This is a genomic window from Myroides gitamensis (assembly GCF_029894455.1).
GTDB classification, from domain to species: Bacteria; Bacteroidota; Bacteroidia; order Flavobacteriales; family Flavobacteriaceae; genus Flavobacterium; species Flavobacterium odoratum.
Genome location: NZ_JARYHN010000001.1, coordinates 2,764,360 through 2,788,434, shown reverse-complemented (window position 1 = coordinate 2,788,434; position 24,075 = coordinate 2,764,360). Strand labels below are relative to the sequence as shown.

18 protein-coding genes and 2 pseudogenes are annotated in these 24,075 nt (G+C 36.5%); 11 read left to right on the top strand and 9 right to left on the bottom strand.

Translation table 11 applies throughout. The features are described 5' to 3' along the window. Positions 1-32: 32 nt before the first annotated feature. The 5 genes and pseudogenes from M2306_RS12300 to M2306_RS12280 all read right to left on the bottom strand — a co-directional run bounded on the left by M2306_RS12300 (position 33) and on the right by M2306_RS12280 (position 7,270). Positions 33-929 (bottom strand): helix-turn-helix domain-containing protein, encoded by an 897-nt coding sequence (locus M2306_RS12300; protein WP_115092409.1) that lies wholly within the window; start codon positions 927-929, stop codon positions 33-35. 146 nt (positions 930-1,075) lie between these two features. Then, a pseudogene (locus tag M2306_RS12295) lies at positions 1,076-4,238 on the bottom strand (efflux RND transporter permease subunit). A 24-nt stretch (positions 4,239-4,262) separates the two neighbouring features. Next, positions 4,263-5,324 (bottom strand): efflux RND transporter periplasmic adaptor subunit, encoded by a 1,062-nt coding sequence (locus M2306_RS12290; RefSeq protein WP_115092411.1) that lies wholly within the window; start codon positions 5,322-5,324, stop codon positions 4,263-4,265. 25 nt (positions 5,325-5,349) lie between these two features. After that, positions 5,350-6,669, bottom strand: coding sequence for a TolC family protein (locus M2306_RS12285; protein WP_259187726.1), 1,320 nt, complete (start codon positions 6,667-6,669; stop codon positions 5,350-5,352). After that, complete coding sequence (locus M2306_RS12280) at positions 6,662-7,270, bottom strand: TetR/AcrR family transcriptional regulator (protein WP_115092413.1); 609 nt, start codon at positions 7,268-7,270, stop codon at positions 6,662-6,664. The genes M2306_RS12285 and M2306_RS12280 overlap by 8 nt, the downstream gene beginning before the upstream one ends. A 309-nt stretch (positions 7,271-7,579) precedes the next feature. Here M2306_RS12280 and M2306_RS12275 point away from each other — a divergent pair, with 309 nt between their 5' ends. Then, complete coding sequence (locus M2306_RS12275) at positions 7,580-8,557, top strand: polyprenyl synthetase family protein (protein ID WP_259187727.1); 978 nt, start codon at positions 7,580-7,582, stop codon at positions 8,555-8,557. Positions 8,558-8,563: 6 nt separating this feature from the next. Continuing rightward, positions 8,564-8,917, top strand: a complete 354-nt coding sequence (locus M2306_RS12270; RefSeq protein WP_002989769.1) for a hypothetical protein — start codon at positions 8,564-8,566, stop codon at positions 8,915-8,917. A gap of 74 nt (positions 8,918-8,991) precedes the next feature. Here M2306_RS12270 and M2306_RS12265 read toward each other — a convergent pair whose 3' ends face one another. Then, positions 8,992-9,570, bottom strand: a complete 579-nt coding sequence (locus M2306_RS12265; protein ID WP_002989773.1) for a hypothetical protein — start codon at positions 9,568-9,570, stop codon at positions 8,992-8,994. Between the two features lie 116 nt (positions 9,571-9,686). Between M2306_RS12265 and M2306_RS12260 the strand changes: the two genes are divergently transcribed. The 7 genes from M2306_RS12260 (at position 9,687) to dgt (ending at position 17,821) form a co-directional block, all read left to right on the top strand. Continuing rightward, positions 9,687-10,922 (top strand): thiamine pyrophosphate-dependent enzyme, encoded by a 1,236-nt coding sequence (locus M2306_RS12260; RefSeq protein ID WP_498882867.1) that lies wholly within the window; start codon positions 9,687-9,689, stop codon positions 10,920-10,922. Further along, positions 10,913-12,460, top strand: coding sequence for a thiamine pyrophosphate-dependent enzyme (locus M2306_RS12255; RefSeq protein WP_498882866.1), 1,548 nt, complete (start codon positions 10,913-10,915; stop codon positions 12,458-12,460). Before M2306_RS12260 ends, M2306_RS12255 begins: the two co-directional genes overlap by 10 nt. 48 nt (positions 12,461-12,508) lie before the next feature. Further along, positions 12,509-13,735: a 2-oxoglutarate dehydrogenase complex dihydrolipoyllysine-residue succinyltransferase gene (odhB, locus tag M2306_RS12250; RefSeq protein ID WP_115092417.1), complete on the top strand. Its 1,227-nt coding sequence runs from the start codon at positions 12,509-12,511 to the stop codon at positions 13,733-13,735. Positions 13,736-14,109: 374 nt separating this feature from the next. Next, a complete protein-coding gene (locus tag M2306_RS12245; protein WP_060872706.1) occupies positions 14,110-14,334 on the top strand; it encodes a hypothetical protein in 225 nt (74 codons plus the stop codon). A 383-nt stretch (positions 14,335-14,717) separates the two neighbouring features. Continuing rightward, a complete protein-coding gene (locus tag M2306_RS12240) occupies positions 14,718-15,626 on the top strand; it encodes a DnaJ domain-containing protein (protein ID WP_259187728.1) in 909 nt (302 codons plus the stop codon). 123 nt (positions 15,627-15,749) lie between these two features. Further along, positions 15,750-16,454, top strand: coding sequence for an AAA family ATPase (locus M2306_RS12235; protein WP_115092419.1), 705 nt, complete (start codon positions 15,750-15,752; stop codon positions 16,452-16,454). A 23-nt stretch (positions 16,455-16,477) separates the two neighbouring features. Continuing rightward, positions 16,478-17,821: a dGTP triphosphohydrolase gene (gene dgt, locus M2306_RS12230; RefSeq protein ID WP_060872703.1), complete on the top strand. Its 1,344-nt coding sequence runs from the start codon at positions 16,478-16,480 to the stop codon at positions 17,819-17,821. A 65-nt stretch (positions 17,822-17,886) separates the two neighbouring features. On the opposite strand, the gene M2306_RS12225 is transcribed toward dgt, so the two are convergent. From M2306_RS12225 to rplU, 3 genes are all read right to left on the bottom strand, one after another. Beyond that, positions 17,887-19,218 (bottom strand): hypothetical protein, encoded by a 1,332-nt coding sequence (locus M2306_RS12225; protein WP_259187729.1) that lies wholly within the window; start codon positions 19,216-19,218, stop codon positions 17,887-17,889. A gap of 315 nt (positions 19,219-19,533) precedes the next feature. Further along, on the bottom strand, positions 19,534-19,794 hold the full coding sequence (gene rpmA, locus M2306_RS12220; protein ID WP_002989789.1) for a 50S ribosomal protein L27: 261 nt from the start codon (positions 19,792-19,794) through the stop codon (positions 19,534-19,536). A gap of 24 nt (positions 19,795-19,818) precedes the next feature. Then, complete coding sequence (gene rplU, locus M2306_RS12215) at positions 19,819-20,181, bottom strand: 50S ribosomal protein L21 (RefSeq protein ID WP_259187730.1); 363 nt, start codon at positions 20,179-20,181, stop codon at positions 19,819-19,821. Positions 20,182-20,505: 324 nt separating this feature from the next. Here rplU and M2306_RS12210 point away from each other — a divergent pair. Continuing rightward, positions 20,506-21,826 (top strand): annotated as a pseudogene (locus M2306_RS12210) (M16 family metallopeptidase). Positions 21,827-21,847: 21 nt separating this feature from the next. Further along, positions 21,848-23,893: a M16 family metallopeptidase gene (locus M2306_RS12205; protein WP_259187731.1), complete on the top strand. Its 2,046-nt coding sequence runs from the start codon at positions 21,848-21,850 to the stop codon at positions 23,891-23,893. Positions 23,894-24,075 lie beyond the last annotated feature (182 nt).

The following is a 24,075-nucleotide window of genomic DNA, read 5'->3' as shown; positions in this document are numbered from 1 at the left end:
TTGTCAAAAAGACGCATAAATTTAATCAAATGTTAATTTATTAACTTAAATTCTCGAGGGGAGACACCCGTACTGTTTTTGAAAAACTTACTGAAAAGTGCAACATCTTGAAAGTTCAGTTCCGTGGCTACTTGGGTGATCGAATTGTTCGGATCTTTCAACAAAATCTTCGCTTCGAGGATGATAGTCTCCACGATAATATCTTTAGGCGCCTTGCCAAATACATCCGCAATGATCTTAGTAAGGTGCTTGCGACTAATGAACATGTGATCGGCATAAAACTGCACACTTCTTTCTTTTTTGAAATGAGAAGAAACAAGCAAGAGAAAGTTTTTGGTTAATTCTTCCTTGCGAAGCGTCTTTTTCTCTGTTTTGGCTAGTACTCTTTTGTTGTAAAAATGCCCCAGTTCATACATCAAGATAGAAAAGTGATGCAAGATCAATTGATGGGTAAACATATTGTCCTTAGCAAAAACGAGTTTATTCAATCGTTTCAAGTGGTACTTGATCTCCTTAATTATATAGCTGTTTAAGGGTAAGACTTTAGGGTATTGAGAAGAGAAGAATTGAATGAGATTATTGGATTTTAAGTGAAATCCGGCATCTAAGAACAATTCACCACTGGCGAAAAAGGCTTGAACACTAAAATCTTTCGTGTATTGGATAATCTCAAAGAACTGTTGGGGTAAAACAACAAGAATATCGTTCTTCTTTACCTTAGTTGGTTCTAAATTGATGGTAATTTCGCATTCTCCAGAGGTGATTAGGATCAAACCAAAAGAAGCGAATTTATACGGTTTACCAATAACAAAATACTGACTGTGCTTGGGGCCAATCTCTACCACAGCTAATCGCTTATCCACAATAAAACGTTCATATCGATTTAGGATATCGGAAATAGAGTAGGATTGTATATAATTATTCTTCACAATACGATGACATAGTTAAAGGGATAAAAATAAGAAGTCCAACGGATAAAAAAGTTGTTTTAGGTTAAGAAAAAAAAATAGAGTAGAAAAAACATTTTTCTACTCTATTGCTGTTTAGTTTTATTTAGGTCAACGAGGATATTCTCCTAGTGATGATCTACAAAGTTGTGGTTAGGTTCATAATCTGCCTCCATAGCGGCTTGATAATCTACTTTTTCTTTGTTTCCGAATCGCTTGCCTATTTTGTCAAAAATGGAGTAGATGATGGGTACAATAACCAAAGTAAGCAGCAAGGATGACAATAGTCCTCCAATAATAACCACGGCTAATCCATTGTTCATTTCTGCACCTGCTCCGTTGGCTAAAGCAATAGGTACCATTCCGATAACCATGGCAATCGTCGTCATTAAAATCGGACGTAAACGCGCGTGATTGGCTGCGATTAAAGCATCGTGTACACTGTCACCAGCTTCCACTCTATGGTTGGCAAAGTCAACCAATAAGATGGCATTCTTACACACCAATCCAATCAACATGATAATCCCCAAAATGGTGAAAATGTTCAATGAAATATTGGCAATAGCTAGGGCTAATAAAGCGCCAATAAACGATAATGGCACGGAGAAAATAACGATAAACGGTTTTGAGAAACTGTCATACAAGGCTACCATTACGAGGTAAACCAAGATAATAGCCGCTAATAAAGCAATTCCCAAGGTACCAAATCCTTCTTCTTGATCTTCCATCGTTCCTGTCCATTGGTATTTTACGCCAGGTTTTAAGGTCAACTGATCAAATTGAGGTAACCATTCATTGGCAATATCACCAGGTGAACGTCCAATGGTTTGTGATTTAATGGTTACTGACGGACTCTTATCTCTGCGCTCTAAGATAGAAGGTCCTGAACTATAGCTTACTGTAGCGAATTGTTCTAATTTCACATCTTGGCCTTGATTGTTTTTAAAGTTGATGGTTTTTACATCATCAATCGTTGTTCTGGCATATTCTTGAAAGCGGATGTTGATGTCGTATTCATATTCACCTGCTCTATATTTTCCATCGGTATTTCCGTTAAATGCTGTTTGCATTGTCATCCCTACGGTAAACATATCTAAACCAAGTGCTGCCATTTTATCGCGATCCACTTGTACATTGATTTCAGGGCTTCCAGTTTCTGTGGTCAACTTCGTTTCCATGGTACCTGGAATTGCATCTAATAAGGCTTTCGCTTGAATGGCAAAATCCATCGCATCATCCAAATTAGATCCTGTTATAGTTAAGGCTAACGGAGCTTCTTCTGCACCAATTAACCCCACGGGAACAGTCTTTACTTTTACCCCCACCATCAGCGGTGCTAATTCTTTTTTCAACTTGGCCGCATAGACGAATGAACTCTCACTGCGTTCTTTTTTGTCCGTCAAGATAACGTGAATCTCCGATTTGTATTTGGTCGCTTGACTTCCTCCATATCCCTCAGAAGATTGCCCCACTGTAGTGATCATATCTACGACTTCTGGCTTGGTACGCAAGAATTCCTCTGCCTTTTGCGTCATGTGGTTGGTCTGTTGCACAGAAGCATCTTTGTCTAATTCCAGCTGTACTAAGAATTCACCTTTATCTGTTTTAGGGAAAAACTCTCCTCCAATATAACCTAAAGAAGGTAGGGCTAACGATCCGAAGAAAGCAAAGGCTACAATCACTAACACAATGATGGTGTTCTTTGTTGAGTTTAATGACCATACTAATAAACCAGAGATACTGTGTGTAAAAGAGGTTAACCCTTTTTCAAATCCATGTAAAATCTTTCCAAAGAAAGAAGTTGGTTGAATGACCTCAATTTTACCATATCTAGAGAATAACCAAGGCACAATGGTAAAGGATACTAATAACGATAACATCGTTGCAATAATTACAGTCACACAGAATTGCTTAATGATATTCGGTACTAAACCAGAAGACATCGCAATAGGTAAGAATACTACCACAATAACTAAGGTAATAGCAGTAACGGTAAATCCAATTTCTTTTGCTCCATCAAAGGAAGCACGTACTTTGTTTTTACCCATTTCCATGTGACGGTGAATATTTTCAATCACCACAATGGCATCATCCACTAAAATACCTACAACTAGAGATAGAGCAAGTAAACTTAATAAGTTCAAAGAATAGCCTAAGAGATAGATTCCAATAAAGGTAGCAACTAAGGACAGTGGAATAGCGACCATTACAATAAGTGCATTTCTAAAGCTGTGTAAGAAAAATAGCATAACAAAAGCTACTAATACAATAGCCAAGAATAAGTCAAACATTACCGCATTGGCTGCTTCTAATGTAAATTGAGAAGAGTCATTAGCTGTTTTAATATTCAATTGGATGTCCGCATAGTTCTTTTCAACTTCAGCGATTGATTGTTGTGTCAATTCACTTACGGTTACCGCATTGGCATCAGATTGTTTGATGACTTGCATCAAAATAGTTGATTGCTGGTTCAAACGAGCAATTTTTTCTACTTCTTTGATTCCATCTTGGACATCGGCAATATCACTTAATCGAATGTCAATTCCACCTTGAGAAGCAATCACAAGATTACGCATCTCTTCGATGTTCTTGTACTTTCCTGCTAAACGGATTAAGGTTTGCTTATCTCCTGATTTTACACTTCCTGTTGGGAAGTCTAAGTTAGAGCTCAACACCGCTTGTTGTACCATTGGTACACTCAACCCGTAAGCTTCGATTTTCTTTGGGTCCAAGAGTACTTGAATCTCTCTTTCTTCTCCTCCTACTAATTCAACTTTTGCTACTCCCGCAACACGTGAGAAGATCGGTTGAATTTTCTTGTCCAATAAATCGAATAATTCCTTTTCCGTTAAGTTACTCGTTACACTCAATGTCATAATCGGTAAATCACTCAACGAATATTTCTGTAACGAAGGTGGGTCTACATCTTTAGGTAAATCTTTGAGAATCGCATTGAATTTTGCGTTGTGCATCATTCAATGACAAATCCACATTGGCTTCAGAAGTCAAGTATATCATTACCGTTGATAAGCTCTCAAAAGAAAGCGCTTCAACCTTTTTTACATTTTCTAAAGAGGCAACAGCATCTTCAATTTTCTTGGTTACTGTGTTTTCGATTTCCGAAGGGGAAGCTCCTGGGTATACTGTTGCTACAGTAATCACGTTTACTTCAAATTTGGGAATCAATTCGTAACTCAAGTTTTTATAACTAAATATACCTCCGAGTACAAGTGCAATAAAGAGCACAATAATGATGCTCGGACGCTTGATGGATATTTCGGCTATTTTCATATGTCAATCCTTTTCTTTAGTCCGTTAGTTAATAATTGATACAGGAGCTTGATCAGTAAGGTTGATCTGCCCAGATGTAATAACAATCTCTCCTTCTTTTAATCCCTCTAGAATCTCAACAAAGTCTCCTAGGTTTCTACCTGATACTACGGTAGTAGCCACGGCTTTATTGTCAATGACACGATAGATTAAATTAGAACTCACACTTCCAACAAATGCATTACGAGGAACAAGGAGTAATGGGGTGTCTTGATTTTGATCTGCATCAAAATAAGCAGAACCATACATCCCTGCGCGTAATTTATTGCCTTGATTATTCGTCAGTAATAAGTCTACGGGGTAATTTAATGCAGCATCTGCTTTAGGTGCAATGAAAGTTACTTTTCCTTCAAAACGATCATTAGGGAAAACACTCGCTTTCACTTCAATGATATCTCCTTCTTTTAGATTGGCTACGTGACTTTCGTCTACATTTACTCTCAATTTCAATTGATTGACATTAACGAGGTCAAAAATAGGGGCTCCAGGAGCAACAAAACTACCTTGTTCTACGTGTTTTTTATTGATAATTCCATCAATAGGTGCTTTGATATGAGCATCGCCAGCCGTAATTTGAGCAGACTTCAAGTTGGCTTCTGCATTTTGAAGCATCAGTTTCACTTGATCCAATTGTTGCTTGGTAACTCCTCCTGTTGTATACGCACTTTCAAAACGTGCAGCATCAGCTTTGGCTGTTGCATAGGCCGCTTCAGCATTGCGCACCTGTACATTGATTTGATCGCTATTCACTAAGGCAACTACTTGTCCTTTGCGCACTTGTGCTCCTTCATCAACGAGTAGTTTTACAACACGACCAGGGGTTTCTGCTGAAAGAGTTACTTCTTGATAGGGAACAAAGTTTCCATTTGCTTTATAAGTTGCATCCACAACGCGAACTGTTGCTTTTTCCACACGTACGGTAATGGTCGCATTTTGCTCCGCTACAATGGCAGTTTCAGCATCATTATTCGTTTTGTTTCGGTTTAATATGTAGATGGTCCCTCCAATTAAGGCAACTAGGACTATAGCTGTTATTATTTTTTTCATGGTTGTTTGAGATTTGGTAAAAGAATTAGTCGAGTAAGGTTTTTAATTCGCCTTGTGATTTGATGATTTGAATTTCCGCGAGTTTAAAGTCTAGTAGGGCAGTAGTGTAATTGTTCTCTGCTTCGGTATAGGCATTTTCTGCATTCAATAAATCAGTCAAGGAAGCTAAACCATGCTTGTAATTGTTTTGCATATTCGTTAAAATACTATGCGCCAAGTCCACGTTTTCCTTTTGAAGATTGATGGTAATTAAGGCGTTTTCAATTGATTTCTGCGCATTGGCAAAATCCAAAGCCAAGGCTTGTTTGGTATCGTCTAATTGAACGTCAATTTTCTCGATGTCAATTTTGGCTTGTCTCACTCTTGATCGGGTTTCAAAACCATTGAAAATAGGTAACTTTAATGATATCCCTACCGCTGAAGCACTCGTCCAGAACGCACCATCACTGGGTTTATTTCCCCACGGAAATTTATCTCCCATCCCTTGATAACCAAAAGTACCAAAGGCCGCTAAAGAAGGATAATAATCCGCTTGGATGGATTTGAGTTTATAGGCTAACAATTCTTTTTGCTTCTCTAACAAGTGTATTTCAGTTCTCGTATCAATTTTATTATCAGCTAGAAGGGCACTTTCATCAATGCTAAACGTGTTTTCAGGTAATTGAATGGCAGTTTGTAAATCCATTCCCATGAAAAACTTCAAAGCATTTTCTTGTAAATCAATCGCATTAATGATTTGCTGTCTGTTTGCTTTTAAGTTGCTTAAACTTACCTTAGTACGATCTAAATCAATTTGAGTAGCTAAACCGTTGCGGTGTAAATCCTCAATGATATCTTTGATACGCGTTGTACTGCCTATCGTGGTATCCAGGGTTTTTAACATCGCTTTCGATTGAAATACTTGATAGTAAGTCGAGGCTACTTTTTCGATGATTTGTTCATCGGTTAGCTCTTTGTTGATGATGTAAAACTCTTTCGCTGAACGGGCCGCTTTTAACCCCATAAATACCGCCTGATTGAATAAAATCTGCGAGGCAGTCGCCGTAACTTGGGAATTCCACTTCAAATTGAAAGGAATCATTTGCGTTTGTCCACCTAACGTTAAAGGCATCTCTTGAATCTTGACGTTATTGGCAATGTTGGCTTCAATATTTAAATGCGGAAGCGCATTGGCTTTCACCTCTTGAATTTGATAATCACTGTTGGTGATATCCAAAGCGGCTTGTCTAGCTTCTGCTTTGTGCTCCAAGGCATAGTGTAAAGCTTCGGGTAAAGTCAGAGGCTCTTGAGCCCAGAGGCTGCAAGAGAGTAATAGGCTACATACGGTTAAGAAGGTCTTATTCATTTTTGATGCTTTCTTTTAATTCCAAGTATTGTTTCAATCCTTTTTCTGTGCTGATGCTTCGAATGTGATGTTCGAGATGTAAAGCGTGTAATTGCATATGCGTGTATTCTTCCGGCTCAAAGTAATCTTGATCATCAATGGATACGACAGAAGCAATGTGTAAACGTGCCGTAAATTCTACATCCAAGCTCGCGCGGTATACCCCTTCTTTGATTCCCTTTTCTAAGTTGCGTTCAATAATACCTACATATTTTTTCTTATGGATAACCTTTTGCTTTTGTGCAATCTTAGGATAATACTTGTTCAATTGGTACAAACAAACGGATGTCTCTACAGCAAATACCTCATTCATATTATTATGTGCCGCTATAATTTCTGCAACAGCAGGTCTATTTTGTGCAATAACTAGTTCGAGTGATTTTAAGAATTTATCATTGATATAAACCAAGCATTTTTCGATCAATTCTGGCTTAGAAGCATAGTGTTGGTAGATTGTTTTTTTAGATATAGACAATTCAGCTGCGATATCGTCCATTGTAATGCTTTTAAATCCTTGGGATAAAAACAAATGTGTTGCTTTTTCTAGTATTAAAGTTTCCATGTATCTCTTTTTAGTCGGGCAAATATAGATAGGAAACTTATATCGTTTAAAAGTTTCCTTTTCTATTATGAAAACTTTAACGTATCCAAAAGTTTCCGGTGTTCAATAGGCATTCAAATTGAGGGAGTATAAGGAGGAACAGACTTGTCGATAGAAAGCGAATAGAGGAAGATTGCACGTTGTTTTTAAAGAAAAACTAGTGGATTACTAATCTATTTTTAGGATATTTGCGTCAGTCAAAAGGGAGAATAGCGGAGAGAAACGAAAAGTCTTTAAAAAACGCGTATTTTTACCAAAATTTTTTTGAACATGCAGTCAATAGCAAAATACAAAGAACAGATCGCAGATTATCTAAATTCAATTCAATTAGATGGTCAACCCATAGAACTTTATGAGCCTATTTCTTATATTCTTTCGTTAGGAGGAAAACAAATTAGACCGGTTTTAACGTTGATGGCAGCGGATGTTTTCAATGAAGATCCTAAAAAAGCTATTTATGCGGCAACAGCGATTGAGTTGTTTCACAACTTTTCCTTGATGCATGACGATATCATGGATGATGCTTCTTTGCGAAGAGGACATCAAACCGTACATGAAAAATGGGATATCAATACGGCTATCCTTTCTGGAGATGCCATGTTGATTTTAGCTTATCAATATTTTGAACACTACGAGCCTGTTATTTTCAGAGATTTGGCGAAGTTGTTTAGTAAAACAGCGATTCAAGTTTGCGAAGGACAGCAATACGATATTTGTTTTGAAGGACGTTCTGATGTACAGATTGAACAATACATCAAGATGATTGAGTACAAAACTGCGGTTTTAGTTGCTGCAGCACTGAAGATGGGAGCTATTGTAGCTAAAACAACAGCAGAAAACGGCGATCAGATTTACAACTTTGGTTTGAATTTAGGTATTGCCTTCCAATTACTAGATGATCACTTGGATGCCTTTGGAGACGAAGCGACGTTTGGTAAGCGAATTGGCGGAGATATCTTAGAAAATAAAAAGACTTTCTTGTACTTAAAAGCGTTAGAACAAGCGAATCCTGCACAAAAAGAAGAGTTACTTCATTTTTATGCGACAGTAGATTGTGCTGATGAAGAGCAAAAAATTACACGTGTCAAACAACTATTTATTGAAACAGGATCTCAACAAGCATCCTCAAAGTTGATTGAACAATATACTGAAGAGGCATTAAAGATTTTGGATATCTTGGCTATTGAAGAAGATAAAAAAGAACTGCTTCGCGTTTTCAGTAAAGAATTAATGAACAGACAAATGTAAAAATAGATGGAAGTAGCAGTCACTTATCTCGAAAATCAATTAAAGGAGCAGGATAATTTATTTGAACTTTTGGTTCAGCAGGTGGAACGTGACTTTAGAATGAGTGTGGATGAGGATTTAGCGTTTCCTGTTTCAACGCCTCTTGAGCTCGTTCAACAAATTCAAGAAGTGTTGGAGGCTATTGCTTCTCGTGCTCCTGCAAAGTTGTCCATGTTGTTATATCGCATTGATGTAGCAGAAAAGGACATCAGAGCGCTAGAAGAAGGGGATGTATTTAATTATTTTCAACAGCTGACTTACCTAATTGTGAAACGCGAGTTTCAAAAGGTATACTTCAGAACCAGTTTATCGAAAGAATAGCAATAAAAAGTATAAAAAAAGAGCCGATTTGTTTAATCGGCTCTTTTTTTGTACCTTATCGGTTAAGGTGTTTATTAGAAGTATACGCGAATAAAGGGCATAAAAGCGCTTCCGTATACCATATCTTTCTCGCGATATAATACATTGTATCGGATTCCTACTGTGGCAGGTCCACTGCTGTAACCCGCACCTAAGAATAAGGCGGTATTCCAAAAGTTGGCATCCAACTTGTGTAAATCTTCCTTATAGGTATAGGTGTTGTTTACACGCAATTGTTCCAATTCGATTGATAGTTGTAATTGTGGGATGGGATTGGAGAGCGCAATCAAGCTTCCTCCATAAATCCAAGATTGGTATTCTTTTACACTACTATAGTAAAAAGAGCGATTTTTGCTGTTGATGTAACTTCCTTGTAAACCCACACCTAGATTCAAATAGGGGTTCACTTCGTACAAGGCACTTGGCGCTAACATCACATCGGTATACCCGTTGCCAAAGCCTAATCCGAAACCTCCACCGAATCTCCATTTTTTGACAGAATCGTAATTTTCTGAGTTATTTCGGTTTTGTTGTGCAAAAAGTGAAAAATTGGACAATAAAAAAAATGAAAAAATGAATAAAACACTCATTTTTTTGACATAAAATCTTCTCATAGCTGTTTTATGAAATTGTTGTGAGATAAAAATAAGAAAAAGTTTATACTTTTGTAATCAAAGAGTTGTATTTTTGTATATATAATATTTAATCAATAGGTCTTTAGACGAAAATTATGGATAGATTTTCCTTTTTAAACGCGGCACACACTGCATTTTTTGCAGATTTGTATGATCAATATTTAGAAAATCCAGATAGCGTAGAACCAAGTTGGAGAGCCTTCTTTCAAGGTTTCGATTTTGCAAATGAATTTAGTGACGGCACAGTAGAGAAAGTAACGTATGTTTCATCCCCAACAAATAATTCAAATACAGGTAGTTCGGTTGATACAAGCCAAATTACAAAAGAGTTAGCTGTACTAAAACTAATCGATGGCTACAGGACTTATGGACACCTATTGACTAAAACAAACCCGCTTAGAGAAAGAAGAGTCGTTCATCCAGATTTAAGTTTAGAGAAATTCGGATTGTCTTCAGCTGATTTGAATACTACATTCGACGCTGCTAAAGCAATTCAATTACCTGCTTCTTCATTAGCACAAATTATCGCTCAATTAGAGAAAATTTACTGTGCTACTTTAGGAATTGAATTCAAATATATCACAGACGAAAAAGAAGTGAACTGGATTCAAGACCACTTCGAAATTCCAGAAGCAAAATTTAACGCAGAAGAGAAGAAAGAAATCTTACATAAATTAATTGAAGCTGTTTCTTTCGAGAACTTCTTAAATACAAAATATGTAGGTCAAAAGCGTTTCTCATTAGAAGGTTTAGAAGCTGCTATCCCAGCGATGGACTTTTTAATTGAATCTGCTGCTGCAAAAGGAGTAGAGGAAATCGTAGTAGGTATGGCTCACCGTGGTCGTTTGAACGTTTTAGCTAACGTATTCAAAAAACCAACACAAGAGATCTTCTCGGAATTTGACGGAAAAGACTATGATGCGGTAGAGGGATATGATGGAGACGTAAAATACCACTTAGGATTAAGCTCAACACGTAAAACACGCTCAGGTAAAGATATCCACGTAAACTTGACGCCAAACCCTTCTCACTTAGAGACGGTTGGTGCTGTTATTGAGGGGATTGCAAGAGCAAAACAAGATACAGTATTCGCTAGCCAACCTTCGAAAGTATTGCCAATCGCTTTACACGGAGATGCCGCTATTTCTGGACAAGGAATTGTGTATGAAATCGTACAAATGGCTCAATTAAGAGGATACAAAACAGAAGGTACTATCCACATTGTATTAAACAACCAAGTAGGATTTACTACAAACTATACAGATGGACGTTCATCAACGTATTCAACAGATATCGCAAAAGTTACCGCTTCTTCCCTGTATTGCACGTAAATGCAGATGATACAGAAGCAGCAGTACGCGCATTTTTATTTGCTTTAGAATACCGTATGACATTCGGGAGAGATGTATTCATCGATTTAGTAGGGTACCGTAAATATGGACATAACGAGGGAGATGAACCAAAATTCACTCAACCTCTTTTATATAAGTTAATTGCAAAGCATCCAAATGCTAGAAATATCTATAACGCAAGATTGTTGGAAGACAAAATTGTAGATGAAAGCTTTGTGAAAGACTTAGAACAACAATATAAAGATGTATTAGAACAAGATTTACAAATTTCTCGTGAGAATGAATTTGCTAAAATCAGAACGTTCATGCAAGAAAACTGGAAAGATTTCAGAACAGTAGACGAAAAAGAAATGGTTGTGGATTATGATACGAAAGTATCTAAACAAGTATTGACGGATATTGCTGAGGTAATTACCAATCTTCCAGAAGATAAGAAATTCATTAGCAAAGTAAAACGTCTAATCGGAGACCGCAAAGCGATGTTCTTTGAAAATGACAAGTTAGACTGGGCTATGGGTGAATTATTGGCTTACGGATCTTTACTTTCAGAAGGATATGATGTTCGTATGTCAGGACAAGACGTAGAACGCGGTACGTTCTCTCACCGTCATGCTGTGGTTAAAACAGAAGATACGGAGGAACTAGTTGTTTTATTAAATGAGTTGAAAGACCAAAAAGGACAAATGAGAATTTACAATTCTTTATTGTCTGAATATGCTGTTGTAGGATTTGAATATGGTTATGCTTTAACTAATCCAAATACATTGACAATTTGGGAAGCACAGTTTGGAGATTTCTCTAACGGAGCTCAAATCATGCTAGATCAATATATCTCTGCAGCAGAAGATAAATGGAACAACCAAAATGGTTTAGTGATGTTGTTGCCTCACGGGTATGAAAACCAAGGTGCAGAACACTCTTCTGCTCGTTTAGAACGCTATTTACAGCTTTGTGCAGAACACAATATGTTCGTTGCAAACTGTACAACACCAGCTAACTTCTTCCACTTATTGAGAAGACAAATGGTAACTGATTTCAGAAAACCATTAATCGTAATGTCGCCTAAGAGTTTATTGAGACATCCATTAGCTACTTCAAAAATTAGCGATTTAACGGATGGTAAATTCCAATATGTAATTGACGATGCTGCTGTAGATAAAGTAAAAGTGAAATCATTGGTATTCTGTTCAGGGAAATTCTACTATGATTTAGTAGCGAAAAGAGAAGAATTAGGAAGAGATGATATTGCATTTGTACGTTTAGAACAATTGTTCCCATTACCAATCGAGCAAATCAAAGAAGTAATCGCTTCTTATCCAAATGCAGATGATTTCGTATGGGCACAAGAAGAACCTAAAAACATGGGAGCTTATGGTTATATGTTGATGAATTTTGACGAAAAACCATTGCGTTATGCAGGTAATAAAGCATACAGTGCACCAGCATCAGGTAGTTCAACACGTTCTAAAAAGCGTTTTGCCTATGCAATTGAGAAAGTTTTTAATAAGAACTTATAATAAAAAAAGAGTATTTTTACATAACAATATTTAATTAAAGAATATACGATGAGCATCTTAGAAATGAAAGTTCCTTCACCAGGTGAATCAATTACAGAGGTTGAAATTGCTACTTGGTTGGTAAAAGATGGAGACTATGTTGAAAAAGACCAAGCAATTGCTGAGGTTGATTCAGATAAAGCAACATTAGAATTGCCTGCTGAAGCAAGCGGAATCATTACTTTAAAAGCAGAAGAAGGTGACGCAGTAGCGGTAGGTCAAGTGGTTTGTTTAATCGATACTAGTGCTGCAAAACCGGCAGGAGGTTCTTCTACTGAGGCTAAGCCTGCGGCTGAAGCTCCAAAAGCGGAGGCTCCAAAAGCAGAACCTGTACAAGCACCTGCAGCTGCAGCAACGTATGCAACAGGAACAGCTTCTCCAGCGGCTAAGAAGATACTAGATGAAAAAAATATTGATGCTGCTACAGTTTCTGGAACAGGAAAAGATGGTAGAATCACGAAAGAAGATGCTTTAAACGCGAAACATTCAATGGGTACTCCAACAGGAGGATCAAGAGGAGAAGAGCGTAGAAGAATGTCTATGTTACGTCGTAAAGTAGCAGAGCGTTTGGTTGAAGCTAAAAATACAACTGCAATGTTAACCACATTTAATGAGGTTAACTTGACAAACGTAAACAAGCTAAGAAGCGAATACAAAGACGCTTTCAAAGCAAAACACGGTGTTGGTTTAGGTTTCATGTCTTTCTTTACAAAAGCGGTTACGCGTGCTTTAGCATTGTACCCAGATGTAAACTCAATGATTGACGGACAAGAGCAAATTGTATATGACTTCTGTGATATTTCAATTGCAGTATCTGGACCAAAAGGTTTAATGGTTCCTGTTGTTCGCAACGCTGAATTATTGTCTTTCCGTGGAGTTGAAGCTGAAATTAAACGTTTAGCAACAAGAGCTCGTGATGGACAAATTACAGTAGATGAAATGACTGGTGGTACATTTACAATCACAAATGGTGGTGTATTTGGATCGATGTTATCTACGCCAATTATCAACCCTCCACAATCTGGAATCCTTGGAATGCACAATATTATTGAGCGCCCAATCGCAGTTGATGGAAAAGTTGAAATTCACCCAATGATGTATGTAGCGTTATCGTATGACCACCGTATCATCGACGGACGTGAATCAGTAGGTTTCTTAGTTGCAATCAAAGAAGCATTAGAAAACCCAACTGAATTGTTGATGGATAACAATCCTAAAAAAGCATTAGAACTTTAGTAGAATAAAGGTTTATATAGAAAAAAGGCAACTAGTTTAGTTGCCTTTTTTTATTGGAAAAGGTGGGGAGTTAGGGGTTAAGGGAGGTTTGTCTAGGCTTGTTATCTAGTTACTTGGCAAATTGCCATTTGCCACTACAGTTTTTCATCCTCTCATCGCCTCACCAATCTCACCAATCTCACCACCTCACCAATCTCCACCTCACCATCTATCTCATTGGATTATATTTGTTTTCGTATTCGATGAATCTTCACTACGTTACGATTTCACCGTCTCACCCTCTCTCACCCAAATCCCCTCTCAAATAACAAAATCAGAAACCGCACCAAAAAACCTTTTTCTATCGTATCTTTGTTCATTAAAATAACAAGACCATGTCGAAAGAAACGAAAAAAGGAATATTTAGAGGGATTATAGAAAAGGACGAATTAGGAAACTATTTTTGTGGACCTTACTTATTGGATTACCAATACACAGAAGCTCAATTCAAATTGGGAGATATGATTAGTATCAAAACGGTAATTGCGAATCCAAGTGGAAAAAGTAGAACAGCTTATCCAATGAAGTCGATGAAGTTTTTCTTAGCAGATGAAGAATAAATAGCTGTATTTAGGCGAAAGGCTATAAAGGAATTGAGGAGATAATGGGTAATTGTCTCCTTTTTTTATGCCTTTACATTAACCCTTAACTCCTAACTCCCAGCCCATAACCCCTAACCCCCAACTCCTAACCCCCAACTCCTAACCCCCAACTCCTAACCCCATAACTCCTAACCCATAACTCCTAACCCATAACTCCTAACCCATAACTCCTAACCCCCAACCATCAGACCTACGAATAAAGAAAACTCAAAGTGAGAATTAGCGATTAATTTATTTTGTTAACTGCTGGTATTGCGCTACATTACCGTTCCATTAGGTAAGGTGTCTTCTGTGATTAGAAGACAAAGAAAGAAGGTCAAGTATTTAATTTGCACAAGTATATGCGCAGCTATTATGCTATTTTAGAAGTGAATCCCACAGCTAGTTCAAACGAGATCAAACAAGCGTTTCGACGATTGTCTAAGCTGTATCATCCCGATATGAATCAAGGCAATACAACGTATCAAAACAAGTTGTTTGAGGTGATTAAAGCTTATGAGATATTAGGGAATGAAGTAGAGCGAAAAGCCTATGATTTGACACTGTATCAATCAATCTCTACCTCTTCTAGTGCACAAACAACCAGACAAGCCCAACCCACTGCAGATTATTATAAACCCGAAGTGGTGAATTTTAGTTGCAATCAGACGTATTTCTTTATGGGAGATTGGATTGAAATTAGCTGGGAATGCAAACAAGCAGATGTGATTCGAATTTATCCGATGGGCTATATGGATGAATTAAGAGGGAAGGTTATTTATCGTGTAAAAGAATTAGATGCGAAGTACTTGTCTTTTGAGTTGACAGCAACGAATAAGTATAGTGCACATGTAGAAAAGCGTAGTATTCACTTGAATAATGGCGTGTATATGAATTTCACAGAGGCTAACCTGCAAGATCAGGTGAACTATGCAAATCCTCACCATTGGAGTATGGGATTTCTAGCGCCTTTAGGGAGAAGCTCAAGAAAGGATTATGGATTGCGTGTGGCCCTTCTCGGAAGCCTATTTTTAAGCGCCTTTTTTTATGCCCCTCATTTTAAGGTTGAAGGAACCTATTCTTTTATTTGTACGGCCTTAATTTATGTCTTGATTATTTGTTCTGCTAGACGTCTTCACGATGTCAATCGACATGGAATACTCGCTTTACTGTTGTTGATTCCGTTGTTGAATATTGTTGTGTTGCTTATCTTACTCTTGCTAAAAGGAGAAGACTTACCCAATAAGCATGGCCGTAAACCGAAGTTTTAACTGGATTAAATGGGTTTAAATAGAGATTGTTTTTCCTTTGCTTTTTTACAGAAACTCGTTGGAGTGTAACGTTTTTTTTAGCTTATATTTGTAGTTAATAATGTTCAAATCCTATTTTTTGAGATGAGTTCTTTGTATTATATCGATCGAACGGATACTCGCTTAGAAGACGTTATGTTTACGGAAGCAGTAGCAAGAGAAATCGAAGCGTTCTTAAAGGAATATAAGTATCGTGAAATTTTGACGAAATACAACCTACCAGTAAGTAATAAGATCTTACTCTACGGTAAAACAGGTTGTGGTAAAACAATGACCGCAAAAGCCATTGCAAAGCAGTTAGATAAAAAGCTAATCATTGTAAACTTGGCGACTATTGTTTCGTCTAAACTGGGTGAAACGGCAAAAAATATCGAAAGTCTATTTAAAGAAATTCAATATGAGAGTGCTGTTTTGTTTTTTGATGAGTTTGACTCTTTAGGGCAAATTCGCGATTATGACAACAAAGATAATAGTGAGATGAAACGCGTGGTCAATGCCATCTTACAACTCATTGATAACTTTCCACAAAAGTCTATTTTAATTGCAGCGACTAATCAAATACAAATGATTGATGAAGCATTAGTGCGTCGCTTTGAGTTAAAACTCGAATATACAGCGCCGGAAAAAGAGGCCTTAGATTTGTATTATGATAAAATGTTGGCTGTTTATCCTGCTGAGTATGCAGCTGTAGAACGATTGTATGATATTTCGTATGCAGAGGCCAAGACGCATATTTATCGTACAGTAAAGAACAATATTATTACAAGCCAACTAGAGTTAGAAAATTAGTAAAGAATAAAAGAATAGAATATATGATGAAATGGGAAAAGTTACTGTCTTTAAAGAAACACGGTGACACATTTGTACGAAATCGCTTAGATGAAAGTCAGACGAGAATTGGGTTTGAAGTAGATTATGATCGCATTATCTTTTCTTCTCCTTTTCGCAGTTTACAAGATAAAACACAAGTTATCCCTTTATCAAAAACAGACTTTGTTCACACAAGGTTGACACATAGTTTAGAAGTTTCTGTGGTAGGTCGTTCATTAGGACGAAATGTAGGAGAGAAGCTCTTGAAGAAATATACCTATTTGTCAGAAGAATATGGTTATACAGTTAATGATTTTGGCGCAATTGTTGCCGCAGCATCCTTAGCACATGATATTGGAAACCCTCCATTTGGTCATTCTGGTGAAAAGGCAATTGGCGATTATTTTAGCCGAGGCAAAGGCCAAGTGTTTAAAGAACAACTAACAGAAAAAGAATGGCAAGACTTGATTGATTTTGAAGGAAATGCCAATGGTTTTTCAATTTTGACTAAATCGCGTCCTGGTATTGAAGGAGGGTTGCGTATTTCATATGCTACCTTAGGTGCTTTTATGAAATACCCAAAGGAGAGTTTACCTAAAAAACCAACACGTGATATTTCGGATAAGAAGTATGGTTTTTTCCAAGGAGACAAAGAAGCATTTATTGATGTCGCTTCTGAATTGGGAATGATCATGAAAGATGATCGTGTAGAAACTGCATTCTATCGCCATCCACTGGCTTATTTAGTAGAAGCAGCAGATGATATCTGTTATACTATTACCGATTTTGAAGATGGGATTAATCTAGGATGGATTCCAGAAGAACACGCTTTGGAGTTCTTGATCATGATTGTTCAAAATAGCATTAATACGCAAAAGTATTCACAATTAAATTCGAAAGAAGACCGCGTAAGTTATTTACGTGCTTTGGCCATCGGAAGTTTAATTGACGATGTAACTCGTTTGTTTATTGAGAATGAAGAAAAGATTTTAGCAGGGGATTATCCTTTTGCTTTGACAGAGAAGTGTTCTTACATCGCTCAAATGAAGGATATCTTAGCTGTAAGCATCAATAATGTCTATCAGAGTAAAGAAGTCATTGAAAAGGAAATCATTGGCTACCAAGTAATAGAAACACTTTTAGAACGCTTTATTACGGCTACAAATAATCGTTATTACGGAGAAGATAACCATTATGATGGGTTAATCATTAAACTACTTCCAGAACGCTATATTATAGAAAGTGATAGCATGTATGAACGCTTGATGAGTATCTGTCATTTTGTTTCGATGCTGACGGATGGAAAAGCATTAGAATTGTATCATACCATAAAAGTAACCAAATAAAAAAAGGGCTTTTGAAATTCATTTCAAAAGCCCTTTTTCATTATCTAAACAAATATGGAAATGCCTTATTTTTTAGTTGTTGGGATCCAAACGTGAGCGTAAGCCATCATTCCTCCGTCCCATGCTTTCATAGCATCTGGAGCAGCAAGTGCTTTTGCTTCTTCTAGTGTTGTTCCAATTACGTTTCCTTTACTCGTAGAGATAGATGTTACACCACCTTTTGTTGCAATAGCAAATGTTGCTTTTGTTCCATCTGCATAATCTTTAACGTATAACGTTAAGAATTGCCCATTTCTTTCTGCGTAGTATCCTTCAGAGTTTGTGATTTCGAAAATGATTTGTCCTTTAGCTTTGTCAGCAAAAACTTTTTTCAATTCTAATTTTCCACCTTCATCAAAGGTACCTGATCCAGCGAAATCTCCCATGAATAAGAACGCTTCGTTGTTTTCTCCCATTGTGAATTGATAGTATCCTAAGTTATTGCCGATTGTAGCAGAAACATAAGTACCTTTTAATCCTTCAAATGAAGCTTCACTATCTTCTTTTGTATAAGTATTAAATCTACCTTCAGTTAAGTCAGTTGCTAAAGCAAATTCAGCTTCTGCTTTGGTTTTTGCATCTGCTTCACCAAACGTTAATCTTGCTACATCTACTGTGTTAGCTGTGATGTTTTTTAATTGAACCACGTAGAATGTTCCTGCTTTTTCAGCTAAACCTTCAAGTAAGATTTTGTTGGTATTCTTGTTGTGCTTTAAAACTTTCATGTCATATGAACCATTGAAGTTTACTGTTTCATTTGAGAAAGTATAGAAATAAGTATGTCCTGATTGTGAGAAAACGTATTTTCCTTGTACAGGAAGATTAATTTTTTCTGAAGGCTCACCATTCATTTTAGTCAATTTCAACCAACCAAATTTGTTGTTTGCATGATCTGGTGTTGAATTTCCACTTGCAGGGTAAACCGCTTTAATTGCTTCAATTTCTGAAGTGAAAGAATAGTCAATATTGATATCTAATGATTCACCGTCTTTAATATTGCGTAAGAAAAACGCTTTGTATTCGCTTTCTGTTTCATGTTTCGAAACTACTTTTAATACACCATCTGTATTTTTATAAATTTTGATGATGTTGTATAGGTCATCTTCTTGTCCGCTTCCTGCCATTAATGACATTTGCATTGAGATTGATTTCTTTTTAAAATCAAATGGAATTGGATTTCCAGCATGCCCGTAAGCGTAAGTACCTTCAAAATGAAGTTCAGTACCTACTTCTGTTTGTCCATTTTCGTCTGGTTTCTCTGGTCTGATTACGTTATCATCACTAGAACAACTAGTAGTACCAAATGAAATGAATGCAAGTATTGCTAAAGCAGATAGGAATTTAGTTACTTTCATCATGAGTAGATTATTATGTTTTTAGTTATAATTTAATTTAGACCAAAAATAAATAAGAAAAATGAGATGTGCAATATTATTTTTATTTTTTCTAAATAAGAATAACCAACAAGGGGAATTGGCGATGAGAGGGTGAGTAGGGGCAAATGGCAATTTGCCTTGTATATTGAAGAATCGAATCCAAAAGAATTCCGTAGGAGCAAATGGCAATTTGCCCTGTATATTGCAAAATCGAATCCAAAAAAAAAGGTACTGTGCAAACACAGTACCTTTTTTTATTTTGTAATCTTTTATCTGTGTAAACAGATAAGTAGATTCTTAAGCTTCAAATGGTAAGATAGAAACGTAAGACTTGTTGTCTTTTTTCTTTTGGAATTTAACAACACCGTCAACTTTAGCATGTAAAGTATGGTCTTTTCCCATATAAACGTTTTCACCAGGATTATGCTTAGAACCTCTTTGTCTTACAAGGATGTTTCCAGCGATAGCTGCTTGACCACCGTAAATCTTAACACCTAAGCGTTTCGATTCTGATTCTCTACCGTTCTTCGAACTTCCGACACCTTTTTTGTGAGCCATGACGTTATAATTTTAAATTGTTAATTACTCAGCTGCTTCAGCTGTTTCTTTTTTAGCCGCTTTTTTCTTTGCTCCACCGAAGTTGATTCCTTCAATTACGATTTGAGTCAAAGCTTGTCTGTGACCGTTTTTCTTTTTGTAACCTTTTCTTCGTTTCTTTTTGAAAACGACTACTTTGTCACCTTTAAGGTGTTGTAAAACTTTAGCTTCTACAGAAGCACCTTCTATAACTGGGGCGCCTACAGTAATGTTATTGTTGTCATCAACTAAAAGAACTTTATCAAAAGTGATAGTCGCTCCTTCTTCTGTTGCCAAACGGTGAACATAAACTTTAAGGTCTTTGCTAACTTTGAATTGTTGCCCAGCTATCTCTACGATTGCGTACATAACAATAAATTATTAAGGTTTATTTAAGTGTGCAAATTTACAAATCTTTTTTAATTGGTCAAATCTTTTTGATTATTTGTTTTGTAATGTTGTGATTCGTAAGTTCTAAGTTCATGAAATGAGCGAGATTTTTCTTTTTGGATTGAAGGGCCTTCTTTCTTTAATCGAAAATTCTTCAAAAAAGCGAAAACACAAAAACAAAAAAAAGCATCCTTGCAGTTTTGTTAACGGAATGTTAAATCTCACTATTTAGATTAACTCCCCTGTAACATTTTAAAAAAAATGCGTCTAATCCACGTATAAACTAAATTCAAAAACTACAAAATGAAAAGATCACTCTTGATTTTGGGCGCATTATTTTACGGAATGACAGCGTCAGCTCAAAAAGTGGAATTCGAAGAATACACGTTAGACAATGGGCTAAAAGTTATTTTACATCAGGATAAATCAGCGCCTGTTATTATTACTTCTGTGATGTATCACGTAGGAGCAAAGGATGAAAATCCAGAGCGTACAGGATTCGCGCATTTCTTTGAACACTTATTGTTTGAAGGAACAAAAAATATTGAGCGTGGAGAATGGTTTAAGTTGGTAACAGCAAACGGAGGTAAAAACAACGCCAATACATCAGACGATAGAACGTACTATTATGAGGTATTCCCGTCAAATAATTTAGAATTATCGTTATGGATGGAGTCTGAGCGTTTGATGCACCCAATTATCAACCAAATTGGTGTTGATACACAAAATGAGGTAGTAAAAGAGGAGAAGCGTTTACGTATGGACAACCAACCTTACGGGCAATTATTACCTCAAGTAAAAGAAAATTTATTCAAGAAACACCCATACCGTTGGGCTCCTATTGGATCAATGGAGCATTTAGATGCTGCTACTTTAGAGGAGTTCTTGGCTTTTAATAAAAAATTCTATATCCCAAATAATGCTGTATTAGTTGTAGCAGGAGATTTTGAAACAGCACAAGCTAAAAATTGGATTAAGCAATATTTTGGTTCCATTGCAAAAGGAACACCAGTAACGCGTGCTGCAATCCAAGAAGATCCAATTACAAAAGAAATCAGAGCAGAATACCAAGATCCGAATGTTCAGATTCCGATGTTAGTTCAAGCGTACCGTACACCATCAATGAAAACACGTGATGCTCGTGTATTGGATATGATTTCTTCCATCTTATCAAATGGAAAAAGCTCTAGATTATACAAGAAAAATCGTAGATGAGCAGAAAAAAGCGCTAGAAATTGGTGCATTCAACTTAAGTCAAGAAGATTACGGAGCGTACTTAATCTACGGTTTACCAATGCAAGGGTATACAACGGAAGATTTAGTAACTGAAATCGATAAAGAAATTGAAAAATTACAAACCGAATTAATTTCTGAACGCGATTTTCAAAAATTACAAAACGTATTAGAAAATGAATACGTAAGAGGAAACTCTGACTTAGAAGGATTGGCTCATAACTTAGCTACTTATAGCTTGTTATATGGAGATACAAATCTAATCAATACAAATATTGAAATGTATAGAGACATTACGCGTGAAGAAATCCGCGAGGTAGCTAAAAAATATTTGAATAAAAATCAGCGATTGATTTTAGATTATACTCCAGAAAAAGACGCAAATAACTAAGGCTAAACAAGTAAAAGAAAAATGAAAAAAGTATATATATATGCAGCTAGTTTAGTTTTTGCTTTAGCAGCTGCTCAATTACAAGCACAAGATAGAAAACAACCCCTATCGGGACCAGTACCAACTGTACATGTAGGACAACCGACTTCATTTGTATTAAAAAATGGATTAAAAGTTTTGGTTGTTCCCAATCATAAATTACCTCAAGTTTCTTATATGTTGACGATTGATAATCCATTGGTCGTAGAAGGAGATAAAGCAGGGGTAACTTCTATTTTATCAGAAGTACTAGGAAATCAAACAAAGAAAATGTCTAAGGAACAATTCAATGATGAGATTGATTTCTTAGGAGCAAATGTTCGTTTTTCTGCTGGTGGTGCTTTTGCAAGTGGATTGTCAAAGTACAATGAAACTATTTTAGGTTTATTAGCGGATGGAGCTTTAAACTCAGTAATCACACAAGAAGAATTTGACAAAGCAAAAGCTCAAGTAATTGAGTCTTTAAAAACAAGTGAGAAAAGTGTGTCTGCTGTTGCAGGTCGTGTAGAAGATGCTTTGTTATATGGTAAAAATACAGCAGCGGGAGAGTTTGAAACAGAAGCAACAGTATCGAACGTTACTTTAGCCGATGTACAAGAATACTACGCGAAATATTTTGCTCCAAACAACGCTTATTTAGTGGTGGTTGGTGATGTTGATTACAAGAAAACAGAGAAAGCAGTGAAGTCGTTATTCAACAATTGGAAAAAATCAACGACAACATTCACTGAAGGAACAACAAATAAAAATGTTGCTGCAACGCAAATTGACTTTGTCAATATGCCAAATGCTGTACAGTCAGAGATTGCCTTGGTTAATGAGGTGAATTTAAAAATGACTGACTCAGACTATTTCGCTGCTCTTTTAGCGAATCAAATCTTAGGTGGTGGTGGAGAAGGACGTTTGTTCTTGAACTTACGTGAAGCACATGGATGGACGTATGGTGCGTATTCTTCAATTAGTACAGCGCGTAAATACCCAGGTAAATTTAGAGCAAGTGCTTCTGTGCGTAACGTAGTAACAGATAGTGCTGTAACTGAATTTATCAAAGAAATCAACTTAATGCGTACAACGCTAGTGAAGGATGAGGAATTGAAAATGGCAAAGGCGAAGTATATCGGAAACTTTGTGATGGAAATTCAAAAACCAGAAACGGTAGCGCGTTATGCTTTAAATAAAGAATTACACCAATTACCTGCTGATTTCTATGAAAACTATATCAAGAGTATCAATGCAGTAACGCCACAAGATATTCAAAAAGCAGCGCAAAAATATTTCTTGAATGACAATATGCGCATTGTAATTGTTGGAAAAGGAGCGGATGTTGTACCTGCATTAGAAGGATTACAAAAACCAATGTTCTTCTATGATAAAGAAGCAAATGCGGTTGAAAAAACAGTATTCAAAAAAGAAGTTCCTGCTGGAGTAACGGTACAAACTGTTTTAGCAAACTACATCCAAGCGATTGGAGGAGATGCTAAAGTAAAAGCAGTGAAATCGTTGATGATTACAAGTGAGGCTGAAGTACAAGGTATGAAGTTGGAGATGGTGAATAAAGTAAAAGACGGCTTTTTATCATCAGAACAAAAAATGATGGGAGCAGTAATGTCTAAGCAAGTGATTACACCTAAAGTGGGGTATTCGGTTATCCAAGGACAAAAAGCAGAAATCACTGGAGAAGAATTGAAAGAGGCTCAAGCGGAAGCAACTCCATTTAGTGAGTTAAAAGCAAATGCAACAGCAGTATTAACAGGAATTGAGTCAATCAATGGTGTTGATGCTTATGGTGTGAAAGTTGGAAATACAACAAGCTATTACGATACAGCAACAGGATTAAAAGTAGCTGTTGTTCAAGAAGTAGAGCAAATGGGGCAAAAAATGCAACAAGTAGTTAACTATTCAGATTACAAAGAAGTAAAAGGAATTAAATTTCCATTCGTTCAATCGATGAATGTTGGTATTGAAATCGAAATGAAAATCAAGGAAGTTAAAGTTAACGAAGGAGTTTCGGATGCGGATTTTAAATAATCTTTTTTAAAATTAATTATAATTCTTTTGAGAAGTCGCTATTCTAATCGAATAGCGACTTTTTTTATTGGGGAATACGTAGGAGTTGTAGAAAAATAAAAATACAAAAGCCAAGTGGATGCTGAGGTATTGATTCTCAAAACAAAAAGAGTGAATTAGAGGGAGCAAGGGATTTATTTTTT

Excerpts from the sequence above, each read along its gene's own strand:
- M2306_RS12290 (WP_115092411.1), bottom strand. The coding sequence starts at position 5,324 with ATGAAAAAAATAATAACAGCTATAGTCCTAGTTGCCTTAATTGGAGGG.
- M2306_RS12285 (WP_259187726.1), bottom strand. The coding sequence starts at position 6,669 with ATGAATAAGACCTTCTTAACCGTATGTAGCCTATTACTCTCTTGCAGC.
- M2306_RS12280 (WP_115092413.1), bottom strand. The coding sequence starts at position 7,270 with ATGGAAACTTTAATACTAGAAAAAGCAACACATTTGTTTTTATCCCAA.
- M2306_RS12275 (WP_259187727.1), top strand. The coding sequence starts at position 7,580 with ATGCAGTCAATAGCAAAATACAAAGAACAGATCGCAGATTATCTAAAT.
- M2306_RS12270 (WP_002989769.1), top strand. The coding sequence starts at position 8,564 with ATGGAAGTAGCAGTCACTTATCTCGAAAATCAATTAAAGGAGCAGGAT.
- M2306_RS12265 (WP_002989773.1), bottom strand. The coding sequence starts at position 9,570 with ATGAGAAGATTTTATGTCAAAAAAATGAGTGTTTTATTCATTTTTTCA.
- M2306_RS12260 (WP_498882867.1), top strand. The coding sequence starts at position 9,687 with ATGGATAGATTTTCCTTTTTAAACGCGGCACACACTGCATTTTTTGCA.
- odhB (WP_115092417.1), top strand. The coding sequence starts at position 12,509 with ATGAGCATCTTAGAAATGAAAGTTCCTTCACCAGGTGAATCAATTACA.
- M2306_RS12245 (WP_060872706.1), top strand. The coding sequence starts at position 14,110 with ATGTCGAAAGAAACGAAAAAAGGAATATTTAGAGGGATTATAGAAAAG.
- M2306_RS12240 (WP_259187728.1), top strand. The coding sequence starts at position 14,718 with ATGCGCAGCTATTATGCTATTTTAGAAGTGAATCCCACAGCTAGTTCA.
- M2306_RS12235 (WP_115092419.1), top strand. The coding sequence starts at position 15,750 with ATGAGTTCTTTGTATTATATCGATCGAACGGATACTCGCTTAGAAGAC.
- dgt (WP_060872703.1), top strand. The coding sequence starts at position 16,478 with ATGATGAAATGGGAAAAGTTACTGTCTTTAAAGAAACACGGTGACACA.
- M2306_RS12225 (WP_259187729.1), bottom strand. The coding sequence starts at position 19,218 with ATGATGAAAGTAACTAAATTCCTATCTGCTTTAGCAATACTTGCATTC.
- rpmA (WP_002989789.1), bottom strand. The coding sequence starts at position 19,794 with ATGGCTCACAAAAAAGGTGTCGGAAGTTCGAAGAACGGTAGAGAATCA.
- rplU (WP_259187730.1), bottom strand. The coding sequence starts at position 20,181 with ATGTACGCAATCGTAGAGATAGCTGGGCAACAATTCAAAGTTAGCAAA.
- M2306_RS12205 (WP_259187731.1), top strand. The coding sequence starts at position 21,848 with ATGAAAAAAGTATATATATATGCAGCTAGTTTAGTTTTTGCTTTAGCA.